Annotated in this window: 15 protein-coding genes; 9 read left to right on the forward strand and 6 right to left on the reverse strand. The window is 72.8% G+C overall.

From position 1 onward, the window contains the following. Together ACN27F_RS07055 and ACN27F_RS07060 are read left to right on the forward strand one after the other, a co-directional pair. Complete coding sequence (locus tag ACN27F_RS07055) at window positions 1–2,085, forward strand: bifunctional aldolase/short-chain dehydrogenase (RefSeq protein ID WP_421431799.1); 2,085 nt, start codon at window positions 1–3, stop codon at window positions 2,083–2,085. Continuing rightward, window positions 2,082–3,611 (forward strand): rhamnulokinase, encoded by a 1,530-nt coding sequence (locus ACN27F_RS07060; protein ID WP_421431800.1) that lies wholly within the window; start codon window positions 2,082–2,084, stop codon window positions 3,609–3,611. The genes ACN27F_RS07055 and ACN27F_RS07060 overlap by 4 nt, the downstream gene beginning before the upstream one ends. Before the next feature lie 70 nt (window positions 3,612–3,681). On the opposite strand, the gene ACN27F_RS07065 is transcribed toward ACN27F_RS07060, so the two are convergent. Continuing rightward, window positions 3,682–4,515, reverse strand: coding sequence for a hypothetical protein (locus ACN27F_RS07065; protein WP_421431801.1), 834 nt, complete (start codon window positions 4,513–4,515; stop codon window positions 3,682–3,684). A gap of 211 nt (window positions 4,516–4,726) precedes the next feature. On the opposite strand from ACN27F_RS07065, the gene ACN27F_RS07070 reads away from it, so the two are divergent. Both ACN27F_RS07070 and ACN27F_RS07075 read left to right on the forward strand, forming a co-directional pair. Beyond that, window positions 4,727–5,404, forward strand: coding sequence for a class I SAM-dependent methyltransferase (locus ACN27F_RS07070; RefSeq protein WP_421431802.1), 678 nt, complete (start codon window positions 4,727–4,729; stop codon window positions 5,402–5,404). Next, entirely contained in the window at window positions 5,401–6,633 is a 1,233-nt protein-coding gene (locus ACN27F_RS07075) for a cytochrome P450 (protein WP_421431803.1), read from the forward strand. Before ACN27F_RS07070 ends, ACN27F_RS07075 begins: the two co-directional genes overlap by 4 nt. Here the strand turns inward: ACN27F_RS07075 and bioD are convergent. Then, window positions 6,585–7,289, reverse strand: a complete 705-nt coding sequence (gene bioD, locus ACN27F_RS07080) for a dethiobiotin synthase (RefSeq protein ID WP_421440018.1) — start codon at window positions 7,287–7,289, stop codon at window positions 6,585–6,587. The genes ACN27F_RS07075 and bioD overlap by 49 nt on opposite strands. Window positions 7,290–7,306: 17 nt before the next feature. Next, entirely contained in the window at window positions 7,307–8,446 is a 1,140-nt protein-coding gene (locus ACN27F_RS07085) for an 8-amino-7-oxononanoate synthase (protein WP_421431804.1), read from the reverse strand. A 60-nt stretch (window positions 8,447–8,506) separates the two neighbouring features. Between ACN27F_RS07085 and bioB the strand changes: the two genes are divergently transcribed. Then, window positions 8,507–9,502, forward strand: coding sequence for a biotin synthase BioB (bioB, locus tag ACN27F_RS07090; protein WP_421431805.1), 996 nt, complete (start codon window positions 8,507–8,509; stop codon window positions 9,500–9,502). 7 nt (window positions 9,503–9,509) lie between these two features. Next, entirely contained in the window at window positions 9,510–9,785 is a 276-nt protein-coding gene (locus tag ACN27F_RS07095; protein WP_421431806.1) for a hypothetical protein, read from the forward strand. Here ACN27F_RS07095 and ACN27F_RS07100 read toward each other — a convergent pair whose 3' ends face one another. Then, window positions 9,786–14,072: a hypothetical protein gene (locus ACN27F_RS07100; protein WP_421431807.1), complete on the reverse strand. Its 4,287-nt coding sequence runs from the start codon at window positions 14,070–14,072 to the stop codon at window positions 9,786–9,788. It lies immediately after the preceding gene. A gap of 294 nt (window positions 14,073–14,366) precedes the next feature. Between ACN27F_RS07100 and ACN27F_RS07105 the strand changes: the two genes are divergently transcribed. Next, on the forward strand, window positions 14,367–15,554 hold the full coding sequence (locus ACN27F_RS07105) for a S8 family peptidase (RefSeq protein ID WP_421431808.1): 1,188 nt from the start codon (window positions 14,367–14,369) through the stop codon (window positions 15,552–15,554). A 144-nt stretch (window positions 15,555–15,698) separates the two neighbouring features. Beyond that, window positions 15,699–16,415, forward strand: coding sequence for a lysozyme (locus tag ACN27F_RS07110; protein ID WP_421440020.1), 717 nt, complete (start codon window positions 15,699–15,701; stop codon window positions 16,413–16,415). Between the two features lie 53 nt (window positions 16,416–16,468). Here the strand turns inward: ACN27F_RS07110 and ACN27F_RS07115 are convergent, their stop codons facing one another. Then, complete coding sequence (locus ACN27F_RS07115) at window positions 16,469–17,719, reverse strand: low temperature requirement protein A (protein ID WP_421431809.1); 1,251 nt, start codon at window positions 17,717–17,719, stop codon at window positions 16,469–16,471. A gap of 143 nt (window positions 17,720–17,862) precedes the next feature. Between ACN27F_RS07115 and ACN27F_RS07120 the strand changes: the two genes are divergently transcribed. Next, window positions 17,863–18,543, forward strand: a complete 681-nt coding sequence (locus ACN27F_RS07120) for a hypothetical protein (RefSeq protein ID WP_421431810.1) — start codon at window positions 17,863–17,865, stop codon at window positions 18,541–18,543. A gap of 93 nt (window positions 18,544–18,636) precedes the next feature. On the opposite strand, the gene ACN27F_RS07125 is transcribed toward ACN27F_RS07120, so the two are convergent. Next, complete coding sequence (locus ACN27F_RS07125) at window positions 18,637–21,087, reverse strand: glycoside hydrolase family 9 protein (protein ID WP_421431811.1); 2,451 nt, start codon at window positions 21,085–21,087, stop codon at window positions 18,637–18,639. Window positions 21,088–21,099 lie beyond the last annotated feature (12 nt).

Genomic DNA, 21,099 nt, shown 5'->3' on the forward strand with positions numbered 1-21,099 from the left:
ATGACCGGCACCGACACTCCGGCCGTCCACCCCGAGGTGGCGGCCCTGCTCGCCCGTGGTCACCGGCTCGGCGCCGACCGGCGGACCACCAACTACGGCGGCGGGAACATCTCGGCGAAGGGTCCCGCCGAGGACCCGGTCACCGGAGAGAAGGTCGACCTGTTGTGGGTCAAGGGTTCCGGCGGTGACATCGGCACCCTCACCGAATCCGGCCTGGCGGTGCTGCGGGTCGACCGGCTGCGGGCCCTCGCCGAAGGTTACCTCGGCCGCCGGGGCGGCGCGGTGGCCCTCGGACCCGAGCGCGAGGACGACATGGTCCCCGCTCTCGACTACTGCCTGCACGGCCGGGGCGGGGCCGCCCCCTCGATCGACACCGCGATGCACGGGTTGGTCGACGCCGCGCACGTCGACCATCTGCATCCGGAGGCCGGGCTGGCCTTCGCCACCGCCGCCGACGGGGCGCAGCTGACCCGGCGTTGCTTCGGCGACCGGGTGCTGTGGGTGCCGTGGCGCCGACCCGGCTTCCAGCTCGGCGTCGACATCGCCGCCATCGCCCGGGACAACCCGCAGGCGATCGGGGTGGTCCTCGGCGGCCACGGCATCACCGCCTGGGGAGCTACCAGCGACGAGTGCGAAGCCCGTTCGCTGGAGATCATCCGGACCATCGACCGTTTCCTCGCCGACCACGGCCGGGCCGAGCCCTTCGGCGCCGTCCGCGACGGGTACGCCGCGCTGGCGCCCGATCCGCGCCGGGAACGGGCCGCCGCCCTCGCCCCGGTGCTCCGAGGGCTGGTCAGCACCGACACCCGCCAGATCGGGCACTTCAGCGACGACGACGCGGTGCTGGACTTCCTGGCCCGCGAGGCGCATCCGCGGCTGGCCGCGCTCGGCACCTCCTGCCCCGACCATTTCCTGCGGACCCGGGTCCGGCCGATGCTGCTGGATCTGCCGGCGGACGCCCCGCTGTCCGACGTCGTCGCCCGGCTCCGGGCGCTGCACCAGCGCTACCGGACGGAGTACGCCGACTACTACCGCCGGCACGCCGGGCCCGACTCACCGCCGATGCGTGGCGCCGATCCCACGATCGTGCTGGTGCCCGGGGTCGGCATGTTCAGCTTCGGCCGGGACAAGGCGACCGCCCGCATCGCCGGGGAGTACTACCGCAACGCGATCGTGGCGATGCGCGGCGCCGAGGCCGTCTCGACGTACGCACCCATCGACGAAGCGGAGAAGTTCCGCATCGAGTACTGGGCGCTGGAGGAGGCCAAGCTGCGCCGGCTACCGCCGCCCCGGCCACTGGCCGGCCGGATTGCGCTGGTCACCGGCGGCGGCTCGGGCATCGGCGCGGCGACCGCCCGACGGCTGGCCGCCGAAGGCGCCGCCGTGGTGGTGGCCGACCGCGACGGTGTGGCCGCCGACCGGCTCGCCGCCGAGTTGGGCGGGCCGGACCGGGCCAGCGCGGTCACCGCCGACGTCACCGACACCACCGCGGTCGAGGCCGCCCTGGCCCGGGCCGCGGTGGACTTCGGCGGCGTCGACCTCGTGGTGAACAACGCCGGGCTGTCGCTGTCGCGCCCGCTGTTGCAGACCACCGACGCCGACTGGGACCGCCAGCACGGCGTGATGGCGCGCGGCTCGTTTCTGGTGTCCCGGGCCGCCGCCCGCGTCATGATCGACCAAGGGCTCGGCGGCGACATCATCTACGTGGTCAGCAAGAACTCCGTGTTCGCCGGGCCGGAGAACGTCGCGTACGGCGCGGCCAAGGCCGACCAGGCGCACCAGGTACGGCTGCTCGCCGCCGAGCTGGGCGGGCACGGCGTACGGGTCAACGGGGTCAACCCGGACGGGGTGGTACGCGGATCCGGCATCTTCGCCGCCGGCTGGGGAGCCCAGCGGGCCGCCGTGTACGGCGTGCCCGAGGAGGAGCTCGGCGCGTTCTACGCGCAGCGCACCCTGCTCAAGCGGGAGGTGCTACCGGAGCATGTGGCGAACGCCGTCTTCGTGCTCGCCGCCGGGGAACTCTCCCACACCACCGGGACCCATCTGCCGGTCGACGCCGGCGTACCAGCGGCCTTCCTGCGGTGAGCGGACCGGCGAGCGGACCGGCGAGCGGACCGGTGGGCCGACGGCGCACCGGTCCGGGCACGGCGGTCGCCGCCGTCGATCTCGGCGCGGCCAGCGGTCGGGTGATGCTCGGCGAGGTCGGCCCGGACCGGATCGAGCTGACCGAGGTGCACCGCTTCGACAACGCTCCGGTCGAGGTGGCCGGCACCCTGCACACCGACATCCTGCGGCTGTACGCGCAGACCCTCGCCGGGCTACGCACGGCCCTGGCCCATCGCGGCGACCTGGCCAGCATCGGCATCGACTCGTGGGCGGTGGACTACGGGCTGCTCGACCATACCGGGGCGCTGCTCGGCAATCCGGTGCACTACCGGGACCGGCGCACCGACGGGGTCGCCGACCGGGTGGTGACCCGGCTCGGGGCGCACCGGCTGTACCGGTGCACCGGCGTACAGCTGTTGCCGTTCAACACGCTTTTCCAGCTGGTGGCGGCGGCGGACAGCCCGACGTTGGCCGCGGCCGACCGGCTGCTGCTGATTCCGGATCTGCTTGCCTACTGGCTGACCGGGGACGCGGCAACGGAGATCACGAACGCCTCCACCACGCAGCTGCTCGACGTACGGACCCGGCGTTGGGCGACCGACCTGATCGCCGACGCCGGCCTTCCACATCGGCTGTTCGGCCCGCTGCGGCAGCCCGGATCACCTGCCGGGCAACTGCTGCCGCAGGTGCGGGCGGCCGTTGGCACGGGTTCGGCGGTGCCGGTCACCGCGGTCGGCTCGCACGACACCGCCTCGGCGGTGGTCGGTGTGCCCGCGCTCGATCCGTCGTTCGCCTTCATCTCCTGCGGCACCTGGTCGCTGGTCGGGCTGGAACTGCCGGCCCCCGTGCTGTCGACGGCCAGTCAGGCGGCGAACTTCAGCAACGAGGCGGGCGTCGACGGCACCACCCGGTACCTACGCAACGTGATGGGCCTGTGGCTACTGCAGGAGTGCCTACGGCACTGGCGTGCCCAGGGCCATCCGGTGGACCTCGCGGCGCTGCTGGCACAGGCTGCCCGCGAGCGGCCGCTGGCCGCGGTGGTCGACCCGGACGATCCGACGTTCCTGCCTCCCGGCGACATGCCGGCCCGGCTGGCCCAGGCCTGTGCCGACGGCGGGCAACCGGTGCCGGACTCCCCGGCCGCCGTGGTCCGCTGCATCATGGACAGCCTTGCGCTGGCCCACCACGCCGCCGTCACCCAGGCCGCCGCCCTCGCCGGCCGGGACGTGAGCGTGGTGCACCTGGTCGGCGGCGGTGCCCGCAACGAACTGCTCTGCCAGCTCACCGCGGACGCCTGCGGGCTGCCGGTCGTCGCCGGTCCGGTGGAGGCCACCGCGCTGGGCAACGTGCTGGTGCAGGCCCGCACGCTCGGAGTGGTGCCGGACGAGTTGGCCCAGTTGCGGGCGCTGCTGCGGCGTACCCAGCCGGTCCGGACCTACCAGCCCACGGCCGGTCAGCGGCACCGATGGTCGCAGGCGGCCACCCGGGCAGGCCTCGGCTCCTGACCGGGCTCGTGACCGGGCTCCTGACCGGGCTCGTGGCCGATTGTGGGCAGCGCGGCGCGGCCGGTCGTCGTCACCGCCACCGGCTCCGCCCCGACCGTGACCGCTGCTGCCAGCCGGCGACGGCCGGCAGCGGGCCGTCCAGGTCGGCGGTGCCGCGTAGGAGGCGGGCACGGACCCGCAGCAGCAGGCCGAAGCCGACGAAGACCATCGCGCCACCGGCGACGAACCAGATCACCGGGATGCCCGAGGTGTCACCGGCCGGGATCGCGTCCACCGGCTGACCGCCGCCTCCGCCGGAGCCGGCGGCACCGTCCGCCGGAGCCGGCGGGGTGTCCGACGCACCGGTGGCTTCGGCCGACGGGGACGGATCGGCGTCGGCCGTATCGGCCGCGCCGGGCCGCCCGACGACCGGCAGCGTCGCGCCGATGTCGGCGAGCAGCCGCAGGTCGGTGTCGTACGCCTCGGCGGTGAAGGTGATCCGGCCGGTGGCGTCGTCGGCGAAGCTGAACTGGTACTGCGCGGTGACCGTCCGGTCGACGCAGAGAATGCCCGGATCGAGATCCTCGTCGGTGAGCCGGGCGCTGTCCCCGTCGACCTGCACGTCGATGGCGAACGCCGTGCCCTGCTCCACCCGGGCCGCCCGGACCTGATCGAGGCCGAGACCGTCGGCACGCACCAGCAACGACCAGCGGACCTTCTCGCAGTCGCCGCCGAGGTCGCGGCTGACCACCACGGTCAGCGGCACCGGTGCGGCCCCGGCGAGCGCCTCCGACGGCAGCTCGGTGATCTGTGCCCGGTAACCGCGCTGGCCGGGCTGGGCGGCGGCGGGCACGGCCGACGCGAACAGCAGCCCTGCCGCGCAGGCGAGCCCGAGCGCGGCCCGGGACGCGACTCGCCCCACCACGACCACCACCTTCGTCCCTCGTGCCGCCGGATCGTGTCCATCGGCCACGGTACGGGCGTACCGGTGTCCCGGACAGGGTCCTTTCTTCTCACCCACTGCGAAGGAAAAGCGACGATTTCACCGCTAGTGGTGAACCGGTAACCCGGAAAGCCGCGCCGCGCGGTCCGGGTCGGCGTCGGGTCTGCCGGCGGGGCCCGGCACAATCCGTGACATGCCGACAGATCTGGTGGGGTTCGTCCGCGCCCATACCCACCTCGCGCCCGTGGCGTACGTGCCGGAGGTGCACCTGCACCAGGCCGCGGAGCCGGTCGGGCTATGGGAGCTGACCGAGGGTGAGTTCCGCAGCGAGCAGCCGCCGCCGTTCTGGGCGTTCGCCTGGGCCGGCGGCCAGGCCCTGGCCCGCTATCTGCTGGACCGGCCGGAGACGGTCGCCGGTCGCCGGGTGCTGGACCTGGCGACCGGTTCCGGTCTGGTGGCGATCGCCGCCGCCCGGGCGGGGGCGGCGGTGGTCCGGGCGGTCGACGTGGATCCGGTGGCGGCCGTTGCCGCCGGCCTCAACGCCGAGGCCAACCGGGTACGCCTGGCGGTCACCGCCGGCGACCCGCTCGACGGCGACCACGGCGACGCGCAGGTGGTGCTCGCCGGTGACGTGTTCTACAGCGAGGCGATGGCCACCCGGGTGTTGCGGTTCCTGCTGCGCGCCGCCGCCGACGGCGCGCGGGTGCTGGTCGGCGACCCGGACCGGGCGTACCTGCCCCGCGAGCGCTGCACCGAGCTGGCCGGCTACCAGGTGCCGGTGCCGACGGCGCTGGAGAGCGTGCACACCCGCCATGCCCGGGTCTGGCAGCTACGCCCGCCGGTACGTCGGCCGGCGGCGGCACTAGCGTGACCGGTGTGCTGCTACGCAACTGGGAAAGCCTCGGCGAGGCCTGGCCGCCGGTAGCGGTCGTGCCCGATCACACCGGCACCGCCCACCTGCTGGTCACCCGGCACGCCCTGGTCAGGCGGGTGCTCGCCGACCCCGCCACCTTTCGGCCGGACAACGCGCTGGACGCGGTCACCCCGATGCCGGTCGCGGCGCTGCGCGCTCTCGCCTCGTACGGCTTCCGACTACCGCCGACGCTGGCCAACAACGGCACGCCCAGCCACCGGGCGATCCGTACGGCGGTCGCCGACGCGCTGCACCCGGCCCGGGTGGCCGGGCAGCGGGACTGGCTGGTCGGGCTGGTGCGGGCCCGGGTGCGCGCGCTACGCGCCGTGCTGGCCGCCGGTCGGTCGGTGGACCTGTACGCGGACCTCGCCGCTGACCTGCCCCTGCTGGTCCTGGCCCGACTGGTCGAGTTGCCGGACGCGGCGACCACGACGGTCAAGCGGTTCGCCCGGGCGGCGTTGGAGCTGTTCTGGGCACCGGTGGACGCCGGCCGACAGCACGAGCTCGCGCACACGGTGGGGCGCTTCCATGCCGTACTGCGGGAATTCGCCGCTACCGGGGGCGGGTTGGCCGCAGCGTTGCGCGCTGCCGGACACCCGGCGGACGTGGTGGTCGGGGCGCTGTTCTTCCTCCTCGTCGCCGGTCAGGAGACCACCTCGCAGTTCCTCACGCTGCTGCTGCACCGGCTCACCGGCGAGCCGGCGGTGCTCGCCGGGCTGACCGACGGGTCGGTGTCGGTCGATGACGTGGTGGAGGAGGGCCTGCGGCTGGTGCCGCCGATCGTCACCTGGCGGCGGCGGACCGCCGTGGACACCGCGGTGGCCGGTACGCCGGCACCCCGTGGCACCAGCGTGCTGCTCTGGCTGGCGGCGGCCGGACGCGACCCGGCGGTAGTGCCGCAGCCGCACCAGTTCCGGCCCGGCCAGCCGGGTTCCCGGCGCCATCTGGCCTTCGGCGCGGGCGCGCACCGCTGCCTGGGTGCGCAACTGGCCCGGATGGAGGCCGCTGTGGTGGTACGGGAGGTGACGCCGCTGCTCACCGGCGTCGACGTGGTGCGTGCCCCGTGGTCGCCGGACAACCTGTCGTTCCGGATGCCGGACGCGTTCGTGATCCGTCGTGTCGACCCGACCGGGTCCGCTCAGCTGACGTCGTCGGCCCAGGCCCGCCAGTCGTCCAGCACGCCGTAGAGTGCCGGGGTCAGCCAGCCGGGCGCGGAGCGGCGGAACACCCCCGGGTCGAGCCCGCCGGCACCGTCGGGCAACGCACCCACCATGGTCGGCACCAGTTCGCTGAGGTTGGCCCAGTGCACCAACTCCGGCTCGGCCGGCCAGGCGCCGAGCACCACGCCGGCCGGCACCGCCCGCCGCTCCAGCGCCTCCAGGGTGAGCGCGGTGTGGTTCAGCGTGCCGAGACCGGCTCTGCTCACCACGACGGCCGGCGCCCCCAGCGACACCGCCAGGTCGGCGATGGTCCACGCCTCGCCCGACGGGCGCAGCCCCATCGGCACCAGCAGGCCACCGGCCCCCTCGACCAACACCAGGTCGTGCTTGTCGGCCTCGGCACGCACCGCGTCCACCGCCGCGTACAGCTCCAGCGGCTCGGCGGCGGCGACCCGGGCGGCGGCCAGCGGTGCCAGCGGCTCCGGATAGCTGGCCAGGGTCCGTACGGTGGCCGGATCGGCGAGCCGGGTGACGATGTCGACGTCCGGCGGCTCGCCGGTCACCGTACCGGTCTGGCCCGGTTTGACCATCGCCACCCGCAATCCGGCGGCCTGGGCGGCGGCGGTGATCGCCGCGGTCACCACCGTCTTGCCCACCCCGGTGTCGGTACCGGTGACCACCACCGGCCCGTGCCAGCCGGTCACGGCGCACACTCCACGATCACGTCGAGCGCCCGGTCGAAGTCGGCACGGGGCACCCCGGCGTTGACCGTGATCCGTAGTCGCGCTCGGCCGTCCGGGGTGGACGGTGGACGGAAGCAGCCGACCGCCACGCCACGGTCGTGGCAGTCGTTGGCCCAGGCGAGCGCCGCCTCCGGCCCGGGTGCCGCGATCGAGACGACGCCCCCGGCGGGCGGGCCGCCGACGTCGAGACCGGCGCCGGTGAACCGGCGCACCGCGGCGGCGACCCGGCCGGCCAGTTCGGCCCGCAGCCGCTGCCCGTCGCGAGCCAGACCGATCGCGGCGTGCACCCCGGCGGCGACCGCCGGTGGCAGCGCGGTGTCGAAGATGAAGGTCCGCCCGGTGTCGATCACGTGCCGGATCAGTGGCTCGGGTCCGGCCAGCAGTCCGCCGGCACCGCCGAGTGCCTTGGACAAGGTGGCGGTGACCAGCACGTCCGGCTCGCCGGCGAGCCCGGCTGCGGCCACCCCGCCGGCCCCGGCCGGCCCGAGCACCCCGAGCGCGTGCGCCTCGTCGACCAGTAGCAGGGCGCCGTGCCGACGGGTGACCGCGTGCAGCGCGGCCAACGGGGCGACGTCACCGTCGACGGAGAAGACCGACTCGGTGATCACCACCGCCGGGCGGCCGGGCTGGGCGGCCAGCACAGCGGCCACGGCCGCCGGGTCGGCGTGCGCCACGACCTCGGTCCACGCACCGGACAGGCGACAGCCGTCGACCAGCGAGGCATGGTTGTGCGCGTCGGACACCAGCAGCGTCCGCGGCTGGGCCAGTGCCCGCACCGCGCCGAGGTTGGCCAGGTAGCCGGAGGAGTACACCAGAGCCCCATGGGCGCCGAGCCAACCGGCGAGCTCTGCCTCCAGCGCGGCGTGCAGGTCGGTCGACCCGCGCACCAGCCGCGATCCGGTGGCGCCGAGTCCGTACCGGCGCAGCGCGTCCGTCGCGGCGGTCGCGACCGCGCGGTGCCGGGCGAGCCCGAGGTAGTCGTTCCCGGCCAGATCGACGTGTGTCTCGTCGGCGGTACGCGGGCGCAGCTCGCGGGTCAGCCCTGCTTTGGCACGCAACTGCGCCCGCCGCCGCAAGCCGGCCAACCAGTCCGCCACGTAGCCCCCTCGTGGTCGCGGCCCCCTCGTGGATCGCGCACTGCCTAGTAGGGTACGACCATGCCAGAGATCCTCGACCTAGCCCGGCTACAAGTCCTGGAGCGTGGCGTCGGCTTGGACGAGGCGGGTGTCCTCGCCGTGTTGCGCCTGCCCGACGAGCACCTACCGGCCGCCCTTGAGCTGGCCCACGAGGTACGGATGCGCTGGTGCGGCCCGGAGGTCGAAGTCGAGGGCATCGTCTCGCTCAAGACCGGCGGATGCCCGGAGGACTGTCATTTCTGCTCGCAGTCCGGCCTGTTCGCCTCGCCGGTGCGGGCCGTGTGGCTGGACATCCCGTCGCTGGTCGAGGCGGCCAGGCAGACGGCTGCCACCGGCGCCACCGAGTTCTGCATCGTGGCGGCGGTACGCGGGCCGGACGCCCGGCTGATGCGACAGCTACGCGAGGGCGTCGCCGCGATCAAGGCCGAGGTGGACATCCAGATCGCGGCGTCGCTCGGCATGCTCACCCGGCAGCAGGTCGACGAACTGGTCGCCATCGGCGTGCACCGGTACAACCACAACCTGGAGACCTGCCGGTCCTACTTCGCCAACGTGGTCAGCACGCACACCTTCGACGAGCGCTGGGAGACGCTGCGGATGGTGCGCGACTCCGGCATGCAGGTGTGTTGCGGCGGGATCCTCGGCCTCGGGGAGACGATCGAGCAGCGGGCGGAGTTCGCCGCCCAGTTGGCCGAACTGGATCCGCACGAGGTGCCGCTGAACTTCCTCAACCCGCGGCCAGGCACCCCGCTGGGTGACCGGCCGGTGGTCCAGGCCCGCGACGCGCTGCGCGCCATCGCCGCGTTCCGGCTGGCGATGCCCCGCACGATCCTGCGCTACGCGGGTGGCCGGGAGATCACCCTCGGCGACCTGGGTACCCGCGACGGCCTGCTCGGCGGCATCAACGCGGTGATCGTCGGCAACTACCTGACCACGCTGGGCCGCCCGGCGACCGAGGACCTGGCCCTGCTGGACGACCTGAAGATGCCGGTCAAAGCACTGTCGGCGACGATCTGAGGCGGCCGTGGAATCTGAGGCGGCCGTGGAACAGGAAGCCGCGAATTCGACGGCGACCCAGACGATGTGGTGTGACCGCTGCGGCGAGGACGTCGCGACCGGCACGCACGACGGTTGTGCGGCCGCCCGCGCGCTGGAGCCGCCGCGCTACTGCCGCCGGTGCCGGCGCCGGATGAAGGTGCAGGTGCTGCCGGCCGGCTGGGCGGCGCGGTGCGCGGTCCACGGCGGGATCAGCCAGTCGACGGCGACCGGCGTCGCGGGCACGGTCGGCGCCGATGGGTGATCATCCGGGGCGGCTGGCCTCGTCGCAGACCCGCGGCAGTGGGTCGCCGACCGCGACGGCGGCGGCACCGACCCCCGCGCAGATGCGGTCGGCGACCCGCTGCGCGTCGAGATCGAGCACCTGCGCGGTCGTGTCGGTGGACGCGCTGAGCAGCTGCCCGTCCGAGGTGAACGCGACTTCGTTGACATCGTCGAGGTGACCGAGCAGTACCGCGGCGAGTCGGCCGGTGTCCACCTCCCACAACCGCAGCAGTTCGTCGCCGACGGCGCTGGTGGCCAGATGACGGCCGTCCGGCGAGAACGCCACGTTGGCCACCACGTCCACCGGTACGGGCAACGTACGGACCAGCTCGAAATTGGCGGTGCCGCGTAGCTCGACCCGCCGGTCGTCGCCGGCCACCGCGACCAGTCGCCCGTCCGGGCTGACCGCGAGATCCAGGACCTGCCGGCCGGGGATCGTCAGCTCGTCACCGGGCGAAAGGTCGTCGACCTGCCAGGAACGCAGCTGCGCGGCGAGTGTCACCTCGGCTGTGCTGGCCTGACCGACGGCGACCGCGCCGACCAGCGTCGCGGCGTCCGGGGCGAATGCGAGGGCCGTCGTGGTGCCGTCCGTCGGCAGGAACACCTGCTCGTCCGGCCGGTCGAGCGGCCAGACCACGACGCCGTCGGATTCCGCCCCGTCCGGGCCGGGCCCGCTCACGGCGGCGGCCAGCAGGTCGCCGTCCGGGGAGAACACCGGATGGCGGACCTGCCAGCCGGTGCCGCCGGCAACCGGCAGGGTGCCGGCCGGGGCACCGGTCGCGGTGTAGCGCAGCACTCCCGCGTCGTGGGTGGCGACGGCGATCGTACCGTCCACGGCGACGGCCACCCCGGTGACGGTGATGGCTGCGTCGGTGGTGCCGGCGGCGTCCGGGCGGATCGGTGGCAGCGGTTCGCGGCTGGCCAGGTCCCAGATTCGCACCACGCCGTCGCCGGCCGCGGTGACCAGCCGGTCTCCGGCCGGCGCGACGGCGGCGTACTGCACCGCTTCGGGATGGGGCAGCAGCCCGTCGCTGCGGCGGAACAGCATCGTCGGGGCGTCCGGGCCGGTCACCGCGATGGTCCGGCCGTCGGCCGACAGTGTGATGTCGGAGACGATCCGCCCGGCGTAGCCGCTGTATCCCTTCTTGACCACCCCGGTGCTCAGCGCCCACCCGTCGACCCGCCCGGCGCTCCAGCCGCCGAGTGTCAGCAGCGTGCCGTCCGGCGTGACCGCCAGCGGTACCGGCGGGCGCTGCGGACCGGTGGCCAACGGCGTCCGTTCACCCGTGCGCACCGACCAGCTGGCGAGGCCACCGTCGACGTCCCCGGTCACCAGCATGCCGTCCGGGGCGAAGGCGACCTGTTGCGCCGACGGGAGGGTCCGTACCCGTGTCCGGTCGGTCAGCCGCCACACCTGCACGTCACCGTCGGCCGGGTTGGCGAGCGCGACCAGCGCTCCGTCAGGGCTGACGCTCAGGTCGTAGCCGAGCATGCCGGTGGGCAGCGCGAGCCGCAGCTCACCGCTGGTCGCGTCCCAGCCGCCGACCTGCAGGGGCGGAGTCAGGTCGGTGCCGATCCGGCTGGCCAGCACGGTCGAGGTCCCCGGCAGCCAGGCCACGGCGCCGGCTCCCGGCAGGTCCCGCACGGCGGCGCCGCTGGCCGCCGCCCAGATTCGCAGACCGCCGTCGGCGGTGAAGGAGCCGGAGGCGAGGTAACGCCCGTCGGGCGAGAACGCCAGGGACACCACCGGATCGTCGGCGGAGTGGTGCAGCACCACGTCACGTGGGCGCAGCGAGCCGGTGTCCCACAACCGGATCGTCCCGTCCTGGTGTCCTACGGCGACGAGTGTCCCGTCCGGGCTCAGCGCCGCCGTCAGCCCACCCGGGCCGGTGCCGAGCGGGCCGACCATGCTGGCCGACTGTACGCCGATCAGCGCGCTGTACGCCTCCATGGTCGGCGCCTGGTCCCACGCCGACAGCGCCTTGCGCATGGCCAGCAGATCATCGTTGGACAGCCCGGCGACCAGGGACTCGGCGGCGTACTGGCGCGAAGTTGCCTGCCTGCGTTGGCGCTCGGCTTCGGCCTGCTTGTCGACGGCGGACAGTCCACCGACGACGGCGAGCAGCAGCGCCACGGCCAGGCCGGCCGCCAGCCGGCGCAGCCGGCGCACCCCGCGCTGGCGAGCCGACTCGGCGGCCTCGGCAGCCACCGTACTGGCGTCGAGATAGTCGACCTGCGTCGTGGCGAGGTCCGCTCGCCCGGCGGACCACCGCCGCGCTTCGGCCAACCGCGAACCGCGCAGCAGCAGGTCCGGATCCCGGCCGGCGGCCTGCCAGTCGTCGGCCGCCACCACGAGCCGTTGCCGCAGGGTGAGCTCATCGCGGGCCTCGGACAACCAGCTCACCAGCCGTGGCCAGTTCGTCAACAGTGCCTCGTGGCTGATTTCCACGGTGTCGGCCGCAGCGGTGACCAGCCTCGCCCGTACCAGCCGGGCCAGCAGGCCGGCTTCGAGCAGACGCCGGTCACCCCGGCGGCGGACCACCGTACCGGCGTCGGTCAGGGTGACCAGGTGCAGCATGGCGGTCCGCAGCTCGGCCCGCCCCGCCGGGTCGAGCTGCAGATAGATCTGTTCGGCGGTGGCGGCGATGGCCCGTCGGATGCCGCCGGTGGCGTGGTAGCCGGCCACGGTGAGCCGCTGCCCGTCGCGGCGCTCCCAGGTGGCGCGCAGGGCATGGCCCAGCAGCGGCAGCGCACCCGGGTCGTAGCCGCCCGGATCGGTGGCGCCGAGGTCGGCGAGGAGCAGTTCGACCAGACCCGGTTCGACCTCCAGCCCGGCCCGGGCGGCGGGCTCGCGGACCGCCCGGCGTAGCTGCTCGGCGGTGAGCCGGCCGAGCATCAGGTGACCTGCGGCCAGGGCCTGCGCGAGCGGCGGCAGTTCGGCGCAGTCGGCGTAGAAGTCGGCCCGCACGGTGATCACCACCACGGCCGGGGCCGCGCTGGCCAGTGCGGTGACGAAGGCCAGCCGACCGGCCGGGTCCGGGCACTGGGTGAACAGTTGCTCGAACTGATCGACCGCGATCACCAGGCGGACACCGGCGTCGACGGTTGCGCCGGCGGCTCCGCCGTCTCCGGCGGCGGCCGCGGCGGCCGCGGCGAGGCCGCCGAACTCCGGTGGGCTGTCCCGCGCGATCTGCGCCGATGGGTCGGCGGCGGGCCGGCCGTACGCGGCGAGGGTCCGTTCGACGAGTTCGCCGAGCGGATCCGGGCCGGGTGTCATCAGCAGCCAGCGCCACTGCCCGGCGTCACCGAGCGCACCGCCGGCGATCGCCGGCAGGACACCGGCACGCAGCAGCGAGGACTTGCCGGCGCCGGACACTCCGGTGATCACCAGCGGCGGGCCGCCGACCGACTGCTCGACGAGGCGGCTGAGCACCTGGGCGACCTGCTCGTCGCGGCCGTGGAACCACGGCGCGTCCCCCGGTTGGAACGCGGCCAGACCAGGAAACGGGCAGACCTGGGCACCGTCGCCCGGCTCGGTCCCGGTCGCCGTACCCGGCTCGGCCACGGCGGCCGGCTGCGCGGCCGGCTGCGCGGTCGGCAGCACGGCCGGCAGCACGGCCGGCTGCTCGAAGCGAACGGTGAGCTGCGTGATGGTGAGCAGCTGCCGGTGCAGCCGGTCCATCTCGACGCGCTGCTCGTGGCTGCGCTCGGCGAGCTGACGCTGCAGCTCACCGAGTGCGCGGTGCGCCTCGACGATCATCCACTGCAACGCCGCCACGTCGTGGCTGAGCACCTGAAACGCGGTGGCGAGTTCATCGCGTAGCCCGACGTCGTTCTCCGCCGCCTCGGCGAGCGCCACCTGCACCGCACCGACCGCCTGCAGCAACTGCCCGGCCTCGGCCCGCAGCGCGCGCGCCGCCGGGTCGTCGGCGGACAGCCGGCAGAGCAACTCCTCGGCGAGCGCTTCGCGCCATTGCGCGTCGGTGAGCCGCCGGCCGCGCAGCCGTCTGGCGGTGTCGGACAGCACGTCGGCGAGGTAACCGCCGCCCAGCTGCCCGAGCTGTTCGAGGGCGGCCGCGACGACCCCGCTGGCGGTGAAGCCGGCGGCGGCGATCGGCGCGACAGCCGAGGCGGTGAGGAACGCCAGGATGCCGTACGGGGTGGCGTTGAGCAGCCCCCGGCCGGTGCGCCGGGTGATGTCACGGATCCAGTCACGTACGCCTTGCCGGGCGCGTTCGGCCGGATTGACACCGTCCTGGTTCGACATCGCACTCCGTTCAGGTCCGTAGCGCCCACGCGGCGAGCTGTCCACGCCGAAGCCGTCCACGCCGGAAGCCGTCCACGCTGTGAGCTGTCTGCACAGTGAACAGCATCGAGCTCCGGATGGCTGTGGCCGACACGGTGGCCGCGGTTGGTGTCGTGCGCCGGCGCCGCGTCATACCATCGGCAAGATATCCATAATGATGGGTATTCAATTGCATACCCTAAGCGACACTTGGGGGTGGTCCACCGTACCCGTCGCACCCTCGACGGACGGGACAACCTGCCGAAGGGATGCCTCGTGACCATTTCCGCAACCCGGAAACTGCTCGCCGCCGGACTGCTCGCGCTGTTGGCGCTGGTCAGCCAGCCGGTGCCGGCCCAGGCCGCCGGGCCGCTCGGCGAGATCCGCCGGGCCGGCGGTACCACCGCCATACCCGACAGCTACATCGTCGTGCTGCGCGACGACACCGCTGCCGCGCCGCTGGCCGACCGGCTGGCCGACCGCTACGGCGCCAGCGTGCGGCACGTGTTCAGCGCCGCCGTCGACGGCTTCACCGCCCGGATGAGTGAGACCGCCGCCCGGCGGCTGGCCGCCCACCCGGCCGTCGCCTACGTCGAGCAGGACCACGCCATCGCGCCGCTGGCCGCCGGCGTGCAGCTGAACCCGCCCTCCTGGGGGCTGGACCGTATCGACCAGCGCAACCTGCCCTTGGACAACCGCTACGCCTATCCCACCACCGCGCCCAACGTCCATGCCTACGTCATCGACACCGGTATCCACCGCACTCACAGCGACTTCTACGGTCGGGTCAGCACCGGCTTCGACGTGATCGACGGCGGCCCGGCCGACGACTGCAACGGTCACGGCACGCACGTCGCCGGGACCATCGGCGGCAAGGAGTACGGCGTCGCGAAGGCGGTCCAACTGGTGCCGGTACGGGTGCTCAGCTGCGCCGGCGCGGGCTCGATCTCGGGGGTGATCGCCGGGATCGACTGGGTCACCCAGAACGCGGTCAAGCCCGCGGTGGCCAGCATGGCGCTCGGCGGTGGCGCCAGCACCACATTGGACGCCGCGGTCACCAACTCGATCCTGTCCGGCATCACCTACGCGGTCGCCGCCGGCGGCTCCAACAGCAACGCCTGCAACACCTCACCGGCCCGGGTGCCGGAGGCATTGACCGTCGCCGGTACGACGGTCACCGACGCCAGAATGAGCTCGGCGAGCTACGGGTCCTGCCTCGACCTGTTCGCGCCCGGCGCGGGCATCACCTCGACCTGGTACACCAGCAACTCGGCGGTCGCCACGCTGAGCGGGAGTTCGATGGCCACCGCACACGTGACCGGCTGCGCCGCGCTGGTCGCCTCGCGGAACCCGGCCTGGACCGCCGCGCAGGTCAGCGCCTACCTCATCCGCAACGCCACCATGGGCGTGGTCATCAACCCGGGGACGGGAAGCCCGAACCGTCTCGTCTACTGCGCCGCCTGACGGCCGAACCGACTCACCGACCGAGGAGCAACGATGGCAACGACCGTCGGCGCGCAAGCGCCCACCCGGCGTGGCAGCGCCACCCGTCACAGCAGCGCCACCCGTCACAGCAGCGCCACCCGTCGATTGCCGGCCACCGGGCGCATGCTGGCCGCCGGCCTGACGCTGGTGCTGGCCACGGCCGCGCTCGTCACCGGCGTCGCGGCACCGGCGCAGGCGGCCACCACCCCCGGCATCGACGTCTCGCACTGGCAAGGCTCGATCAACTGGACCAGCGTGCGCAACAGCGGAGTCGAGTTCGCCTACATCAAGGCGACCGAGGGGACCAACTACAAGGATTCCCGGTTCAACGCCAACTACGTGGCGGCATACAACGCCGGGGTGATCCGCGGGGCGTACCACTTCGCCCTGCCGGACCGCTCCACCGGCGCGGTCCAGGCCAACTATCTGGTCAGCAACGGCGGCGCCTGGTCCGCGGACAGCCGCACGCTGCCGGCCGCGCTGGACATCGAGCACAACCCGTACGGAGCCATGTGCTACGGCCTGAGCCAGTCGGCCATGCGCAGCTGGATCGATTCCTTCCTGACCACCTACCGCTCGCGCACCGGCAGGTACGCGGTGATCTACACCACCACCAGCTGGTGGTCCAGCTGCACCGGCAACTGGACCGGTCCGTGGAGCAACCATCCGCTGTGGATCGCTCGATGGTCGAGCAGCGCCGGGACCCTGCCGGCGGGCGCGCCGTACTGGTCGTTCTGGCAGTACACGGCCAGTGGCAGCGTGCCGGGCATCTCCGGCAGTGTGGACCGCAACCACTGGAACGGCACCCGGGCCCGGTTGATCGCGCTGGCGAACGGCTGACCTGTCCGCCCGACCGGGTGGCCGTCCGCGTCAGGGCGGCCACCCGGTCGGTCTCACAGCGGCGGCGCGGGCGGGACAGGGTTACGCCGCCCGCGCAGTGCCAGATCGAATCCGATGATCGCCAGCAGCACCAGATTCACGCAGGCGGCGACGGGCAGCGGGGGCAGGACAGCCACGGTCGCGATGGGTAGCAGGACACCCGCGAGCGTCGCCGCACCGGCCAGCAGCGGCCAACCGATCCTGCCGAACACCTCGTACTCGAACCGGGTCCGGCCGAGCAGGAAGATCACCGGCGCACCGATGATGACCAGCGCCCAGACCCCTGGCACGGCACTGGACGGCTGCTCGATGACCAGCTTGGCGCTGGTTGCGGTGCCCATCACCCCGGCGACCATCAACAGGTGCGTGTACGGGGCCGACTTGCTGAACCGGCCGGGGGTGCGGGCCGCCTCGATCGCCCGGGTGAGCAGGTCACCGGCGCAGTGCACGTAGAGCCGGAACAGGATGGCCGCGCTCGCGAACGCCACGACGAACCCGGCGGTACGGGCGATGGTGATCGTGTCCCGGCTGAACGTCATGCCGGCGATCAGGATGATGTCACCGAGCGCGATGATGAAGAACTGGTGGTAGCGTTCGGCCAGGTGCTCGGCGGTCGGGCTGAACTGGTCCGCGGCGATCCGGGCCCGGCCGGGCAACGGATACCCGAGTGCGAACACGGTGTAGTCGGTCACCAGCGCAACCGTCCAGAGCAGCAGCCGGAGTTCCTCGCCAGCCAACACTCCGCCGATCCACGGCACGGCCGAGATCGCGAACCAGGCCCAGATCCGCACCGCCCGCTCACGGGCCATCCGTTGGTGCCTGGTCCGGGTGGAGCGCTCCTGCGACGTCAGGGGAAAGAACTCGTGCAACGTCAGGAAGAAGAACAGGAAGAAGAACAGTCCACGGGCGAGGTGGATGGCGACGTACGCGCCGGCGAACAGACCCGCCCGGTCGGTGAACGCGGTCGGCAACGACGACGCCATGAGCAGCACGCCGAACATGATCCCGACGGTGATCATCTGGATGCCCCGGCTCTGCGGGTTGTACAGGTCGGTGACCAGGGTGGTCACCACCCACACCCACCACAGCGCCAGCAGCCCGATCGCCGCCTCCGCCACGCCGGCGGGGTTCAGCCGGGAGACCAGCGTCTCGGACAGCAGCGCGAGCGCGACCACGAAGACCAGGTCGAAGAAGAGTTCCAGGAAGGTCGCTCGACTGGGCGCTCCCGCACTGCGCAGCAGCCCGTGGCCGCCGCCCGCGGTCACGCGGGCACCAGCGGTCCACACCGCACATCGATCAGCACCATTAGTGACATACGGTATATATCTTACGAAGCAGGTTGTTCCTTCGACGGCAAATTGACTGTCCGAGTCATCACAGAGCGAAGTCGGTCGACTACCGTAAAATCATGACGGTTCTTCTCGTCCTGCTCATTGGCGCAGTCACCGCCGCGCTGGTCGCCGCTATCTGGGCGATGTCGGCCGCCGACACCCGACGCGAGCACTCGGCCCGGCGCAATGTCGCGATCGAGATCCAGCAGTGGGCGGCCGGACGTGGCTGGGCCACCGGCCCGGCACCGGCCGGGTACGGTGACCGAACACGGTCCGAACAGGCCGGTTCCACACAATGTGTCATCTCGGCCCACGGCGAGCATGCCGGGCATCCGGCCGCCGTCCTGATCTATGAGGAGCACAGCGCCGACGCCGGCCTGCCGACGGTGACCTTCCTGGTCAGATCGCCGGTCCCGGTCGGCGATTTCGAGATCCGGTACGCCACGGCCGGACGGGTGCGGCCCGCTCGCAACCCACCGTTACCCGACCAGGCGCCCCGGGACATCGACTTCGACCGCAAGCTCAAGGTGGCCCCGTCGTCCCGGCAGTCCGCCAGCCAGTTGCTGGTCGCTCCGGTCCGGGCCGCCCTGCTGCGACTCGACCGGATCGTCACCAATCACGGCAGCCTTGTCCGTGGGCGGGCCGGCGTCCTGCAGGCCGCGACGGCCGGCTGGCCGCCGGCGGTCGATCTGGACCGTACGCTGACCGCGCTGACCGACCTGGCCGAGGCGTTGCCGCAGCCGGGCCCGGTTCACTGACACCCTGACTCCCGACCGCGACGGTTTCGCCGGGGCCGGCAGGTGATCACCTGCCGGCCCCGGCACCGGTACGGCGCGGCCGTGGACGGGTTCTCAGCCGACCGTACAGACCGAGCTGTTCACGCTGAACGACGCCGGTCGCGGGTTGCTGCCGGTGTGGCTGGCGTTGAAGCCGATACTCGTGCTCGCACCGGTGGCCAGCGTGCCGTTCCAGGCGACGTTGCTGGCGCTGACCTGGCTACCGCTCTGCGACCAGGTCGCCGACCAGCCCTGAGTCACCTGTTGACCGGCGCTGAAGGTGAACCGCAGGGTCCAGCCGTTGATCGGCGAGGTACCGGTATTGGTGATGGTCACCGCGCCGGTGAACCCGGTCGACCAGTCGTTGGTGCTGTAGGTCACCCGGCAGCCGGAAACCGGTGGGGTGCCGGTCGGACTCGGGCTCGGCGACCCGGTCGGCGGCGGCGTCGGCGTCGGCGTTGGAGGCGGCGTGGGCGTTGGCGGCGGCGTCGGCGTGGAACTCGGGCTCGTCGTCGGCGACGCAGTGGGACCCGGGCTGGGAGTCGGGCTCGTCGTCGGCGACGGGGTCGGAGTCGGGCCGGCGGGTTCCCGCCCCCAGACCAGCTCGCCGTCCTCGTACAGCGGCACCGCCCGGTTGGCGCCGGCGGCGGTCTGGTACGACGGGTCGTTGGCCGGGTTCCAGGTGCCACCCTCGGTCACCCCGATCTTGAGCTGCACCTCCATCCGGTGCGCCGACTGCCCGGCCGGGGCGATGGTGTGTCCGGTGCAGTCGACCTCGACGTACCACAGGTCACCGGACTGCTGCCGGGCCCCGGTCGGCTTGGGACAACCCTGGCTGTACGGGCTGCTCACCTCCAGGGTGCCGGAGCCGTCACGAACGAAGTAGTAGCGGAACTTCGCCCCGGTCAGGGCCCGGGCCGGGAAGGCCGACTTGTTGTAGATGATCACCTTGACCCCGGTCGAGCGGGTCTCGTTCTGCATGATCGTCGTCTCGACCGACAGTTCGTCGATGTCCGGCGTCTCCGGTTGCGGGAAGTTCGCCAGCACGGTGCCGCCGTACTCGTGGTAGAGCCGGACCAGGGCGGAGGTGAAGCCGGCGTTGTAGTCGGTGGCCACCTCGTTCATCACGTAGTCGTCGCGACGGTCGGTGTAGGCGTCGTCCGGCGCGGACGGGCCGCCGACCAGCGCACCGTAGAGCACATGCCGGGTCTGCTCCGGCACCTGCATGCTGTCCCACCATGAGCCGTGCGCGGTGCGGTGGTGCGGGTTACGCGGCGAGTTGGTGCCGAATCCGATCATGTAGCTGGAGTTTCGCGGGTTGTCGCCGAGCGCGTAGTTGATCTGCCGGACGGCAAAGTCGTGGTAGCGGGTTTTGCGGGTGGCGTCGGTGAGGTTGTCGCTGTAGACAAGGGCGGCGAACGCGGTGTTCGCGGCGTAGCGCAGCGCACCCCAGGTGTCCAGCACCGCCATCCCACCCGGTGAGGTACGGACCTTCTCCCCGTTGACCCCGACGGTCCAGAAGTCCAACCACCGGTTCGCGTCGTCGACGTACTTCTGCTTGCCGGTCAGGTTGGCCAGCAGCACGTACGCGCCGAACTGCTTGTTGTCCCAGGCGATGGTCCATTTGTAGGCGCGGGTGCTGGTCTGCGGCTCGGTGCCCAGGTTGTCGTACTCGGTCTCGGCCTTGGTCAGGTACGCCGCCTCGCCGGTGGCCCGGTGCAGCCAGATCGCCGCCCAGACGAGTTCGTCGGCGTAGCCGCTCCAGGAGCGGTAGAAGTTGGTGGCGTCGGTGATGCACTCGTGGTATGCCCGGCGCACGGTGTCGGCGAAGCTGTAGAGCTGGCGGGCGTGGCTGACCAACGTGTTCGCGTACGCCGGGTCGGTCGGACGCAACACCATCGACGAGGCCGCCATCGCGGCCGCCGTCTCCGCGGCCAGGTCCGAGCCGCCGCAGGTGGCGTCGATGCGGTACGCCGGGCGGGCCATCGGCAGCACCTCGGCCGGCCCCCACCACTTGTGGTCGTCGTCGCCCTTGCCGACCTGGCCGTACAGCACGTTCGGCGACGGGTGGGCCCTGATGAAGTAGTCGTTGACGAAGCGCAGGTTGTTCAACAGATGCGGTAGCTGGCCGGACGCGGCGTAGCCGGCACGGTACTCGACGGCCCCCCAGGCCAGCATGGTGGTGGTGAACGCCATCGGGAAACCGAACTTCACATGGTCGCCCGCGTCGTACCAGCCACCGGTCAGATCGACGCCGACGTCGGCACCGTCGGTGAGCGCCGAGTCGCCGCGCCAGGAGACCCGGTTCCACTGTGGCAGCGGCCCGGACTGCTGGGCCTCGTAGAACAGCAACGACTTCTGCAACGCCTCGGCGTAGTTGAACGCGGGCGCGGCGGCGGCGCCGGACTGCGGGGTCAGCCAGACCGCGACCGCGGCGGCGAGCAGTACCGCTACGGCGGCTGCCGACAACCGCCGGGACCGGCGGTTCCGGCCGTCCGGCTGGGCCGGCCGATTGCTTGAACGCACTAGACTCGCTCC

The sequence above is a fragment of the Solwaraspora sp. WMMB335 genome, assembly GCF_049179075.1.
GTDB lineage: Bacteria > Actinomycetota > Actinomycetes > Mycobacteriales > Micromonosporaceae > Micromonospora_E.

Excerpts from the sequence above, each read along its gene's own strand:
- ACN27F_RS07055 (WP_421431799.1), top strand. The coding sequence starts at position 1 with ATGACCGGCACCGACACTCCGGCCGTCCACCCCGAGGTGGCGGCCCTG.
- ACN27F_RS07070 (WP_421431802.1), top strand. The coding sequence starts at position 4,727 with ATGCCGACAGATCTGGTGGGGTTCGTCCGCGCCCATACCCACCTCGCG.
- bioB (WP_421431805.1), top strand. The coding sequence starts at position 8,507 with ATGCCAGAGATCCTCGACCTAGCCCGGCTACAAGTCCTGGAGCGTGGC.
- ACN27F_RS07100 (WP_421431807.1), bottom strand. The coding sequence starts at position 14,072 with ATGTCGAACCAGGACGGTGTCAATCCGGCCGAACGCGCCCGGCAAGGC.
- ACN27F_RS07110 (WP_421440020.1), top strand. The coding sequence starts at position 15,699 with ATGCTGGCCGCCGGCCTGACGCTGGTGCTGGCCACGGCCGCGCTCGTC.
- ACN27F_RS07120 (WP_421431810.1), top strand. The coding sequence starts at position 17,863 with ATGACGGTTCTTCTCGTCCTGCTCATTGGCGCAGTCACCGCCGCGCTG.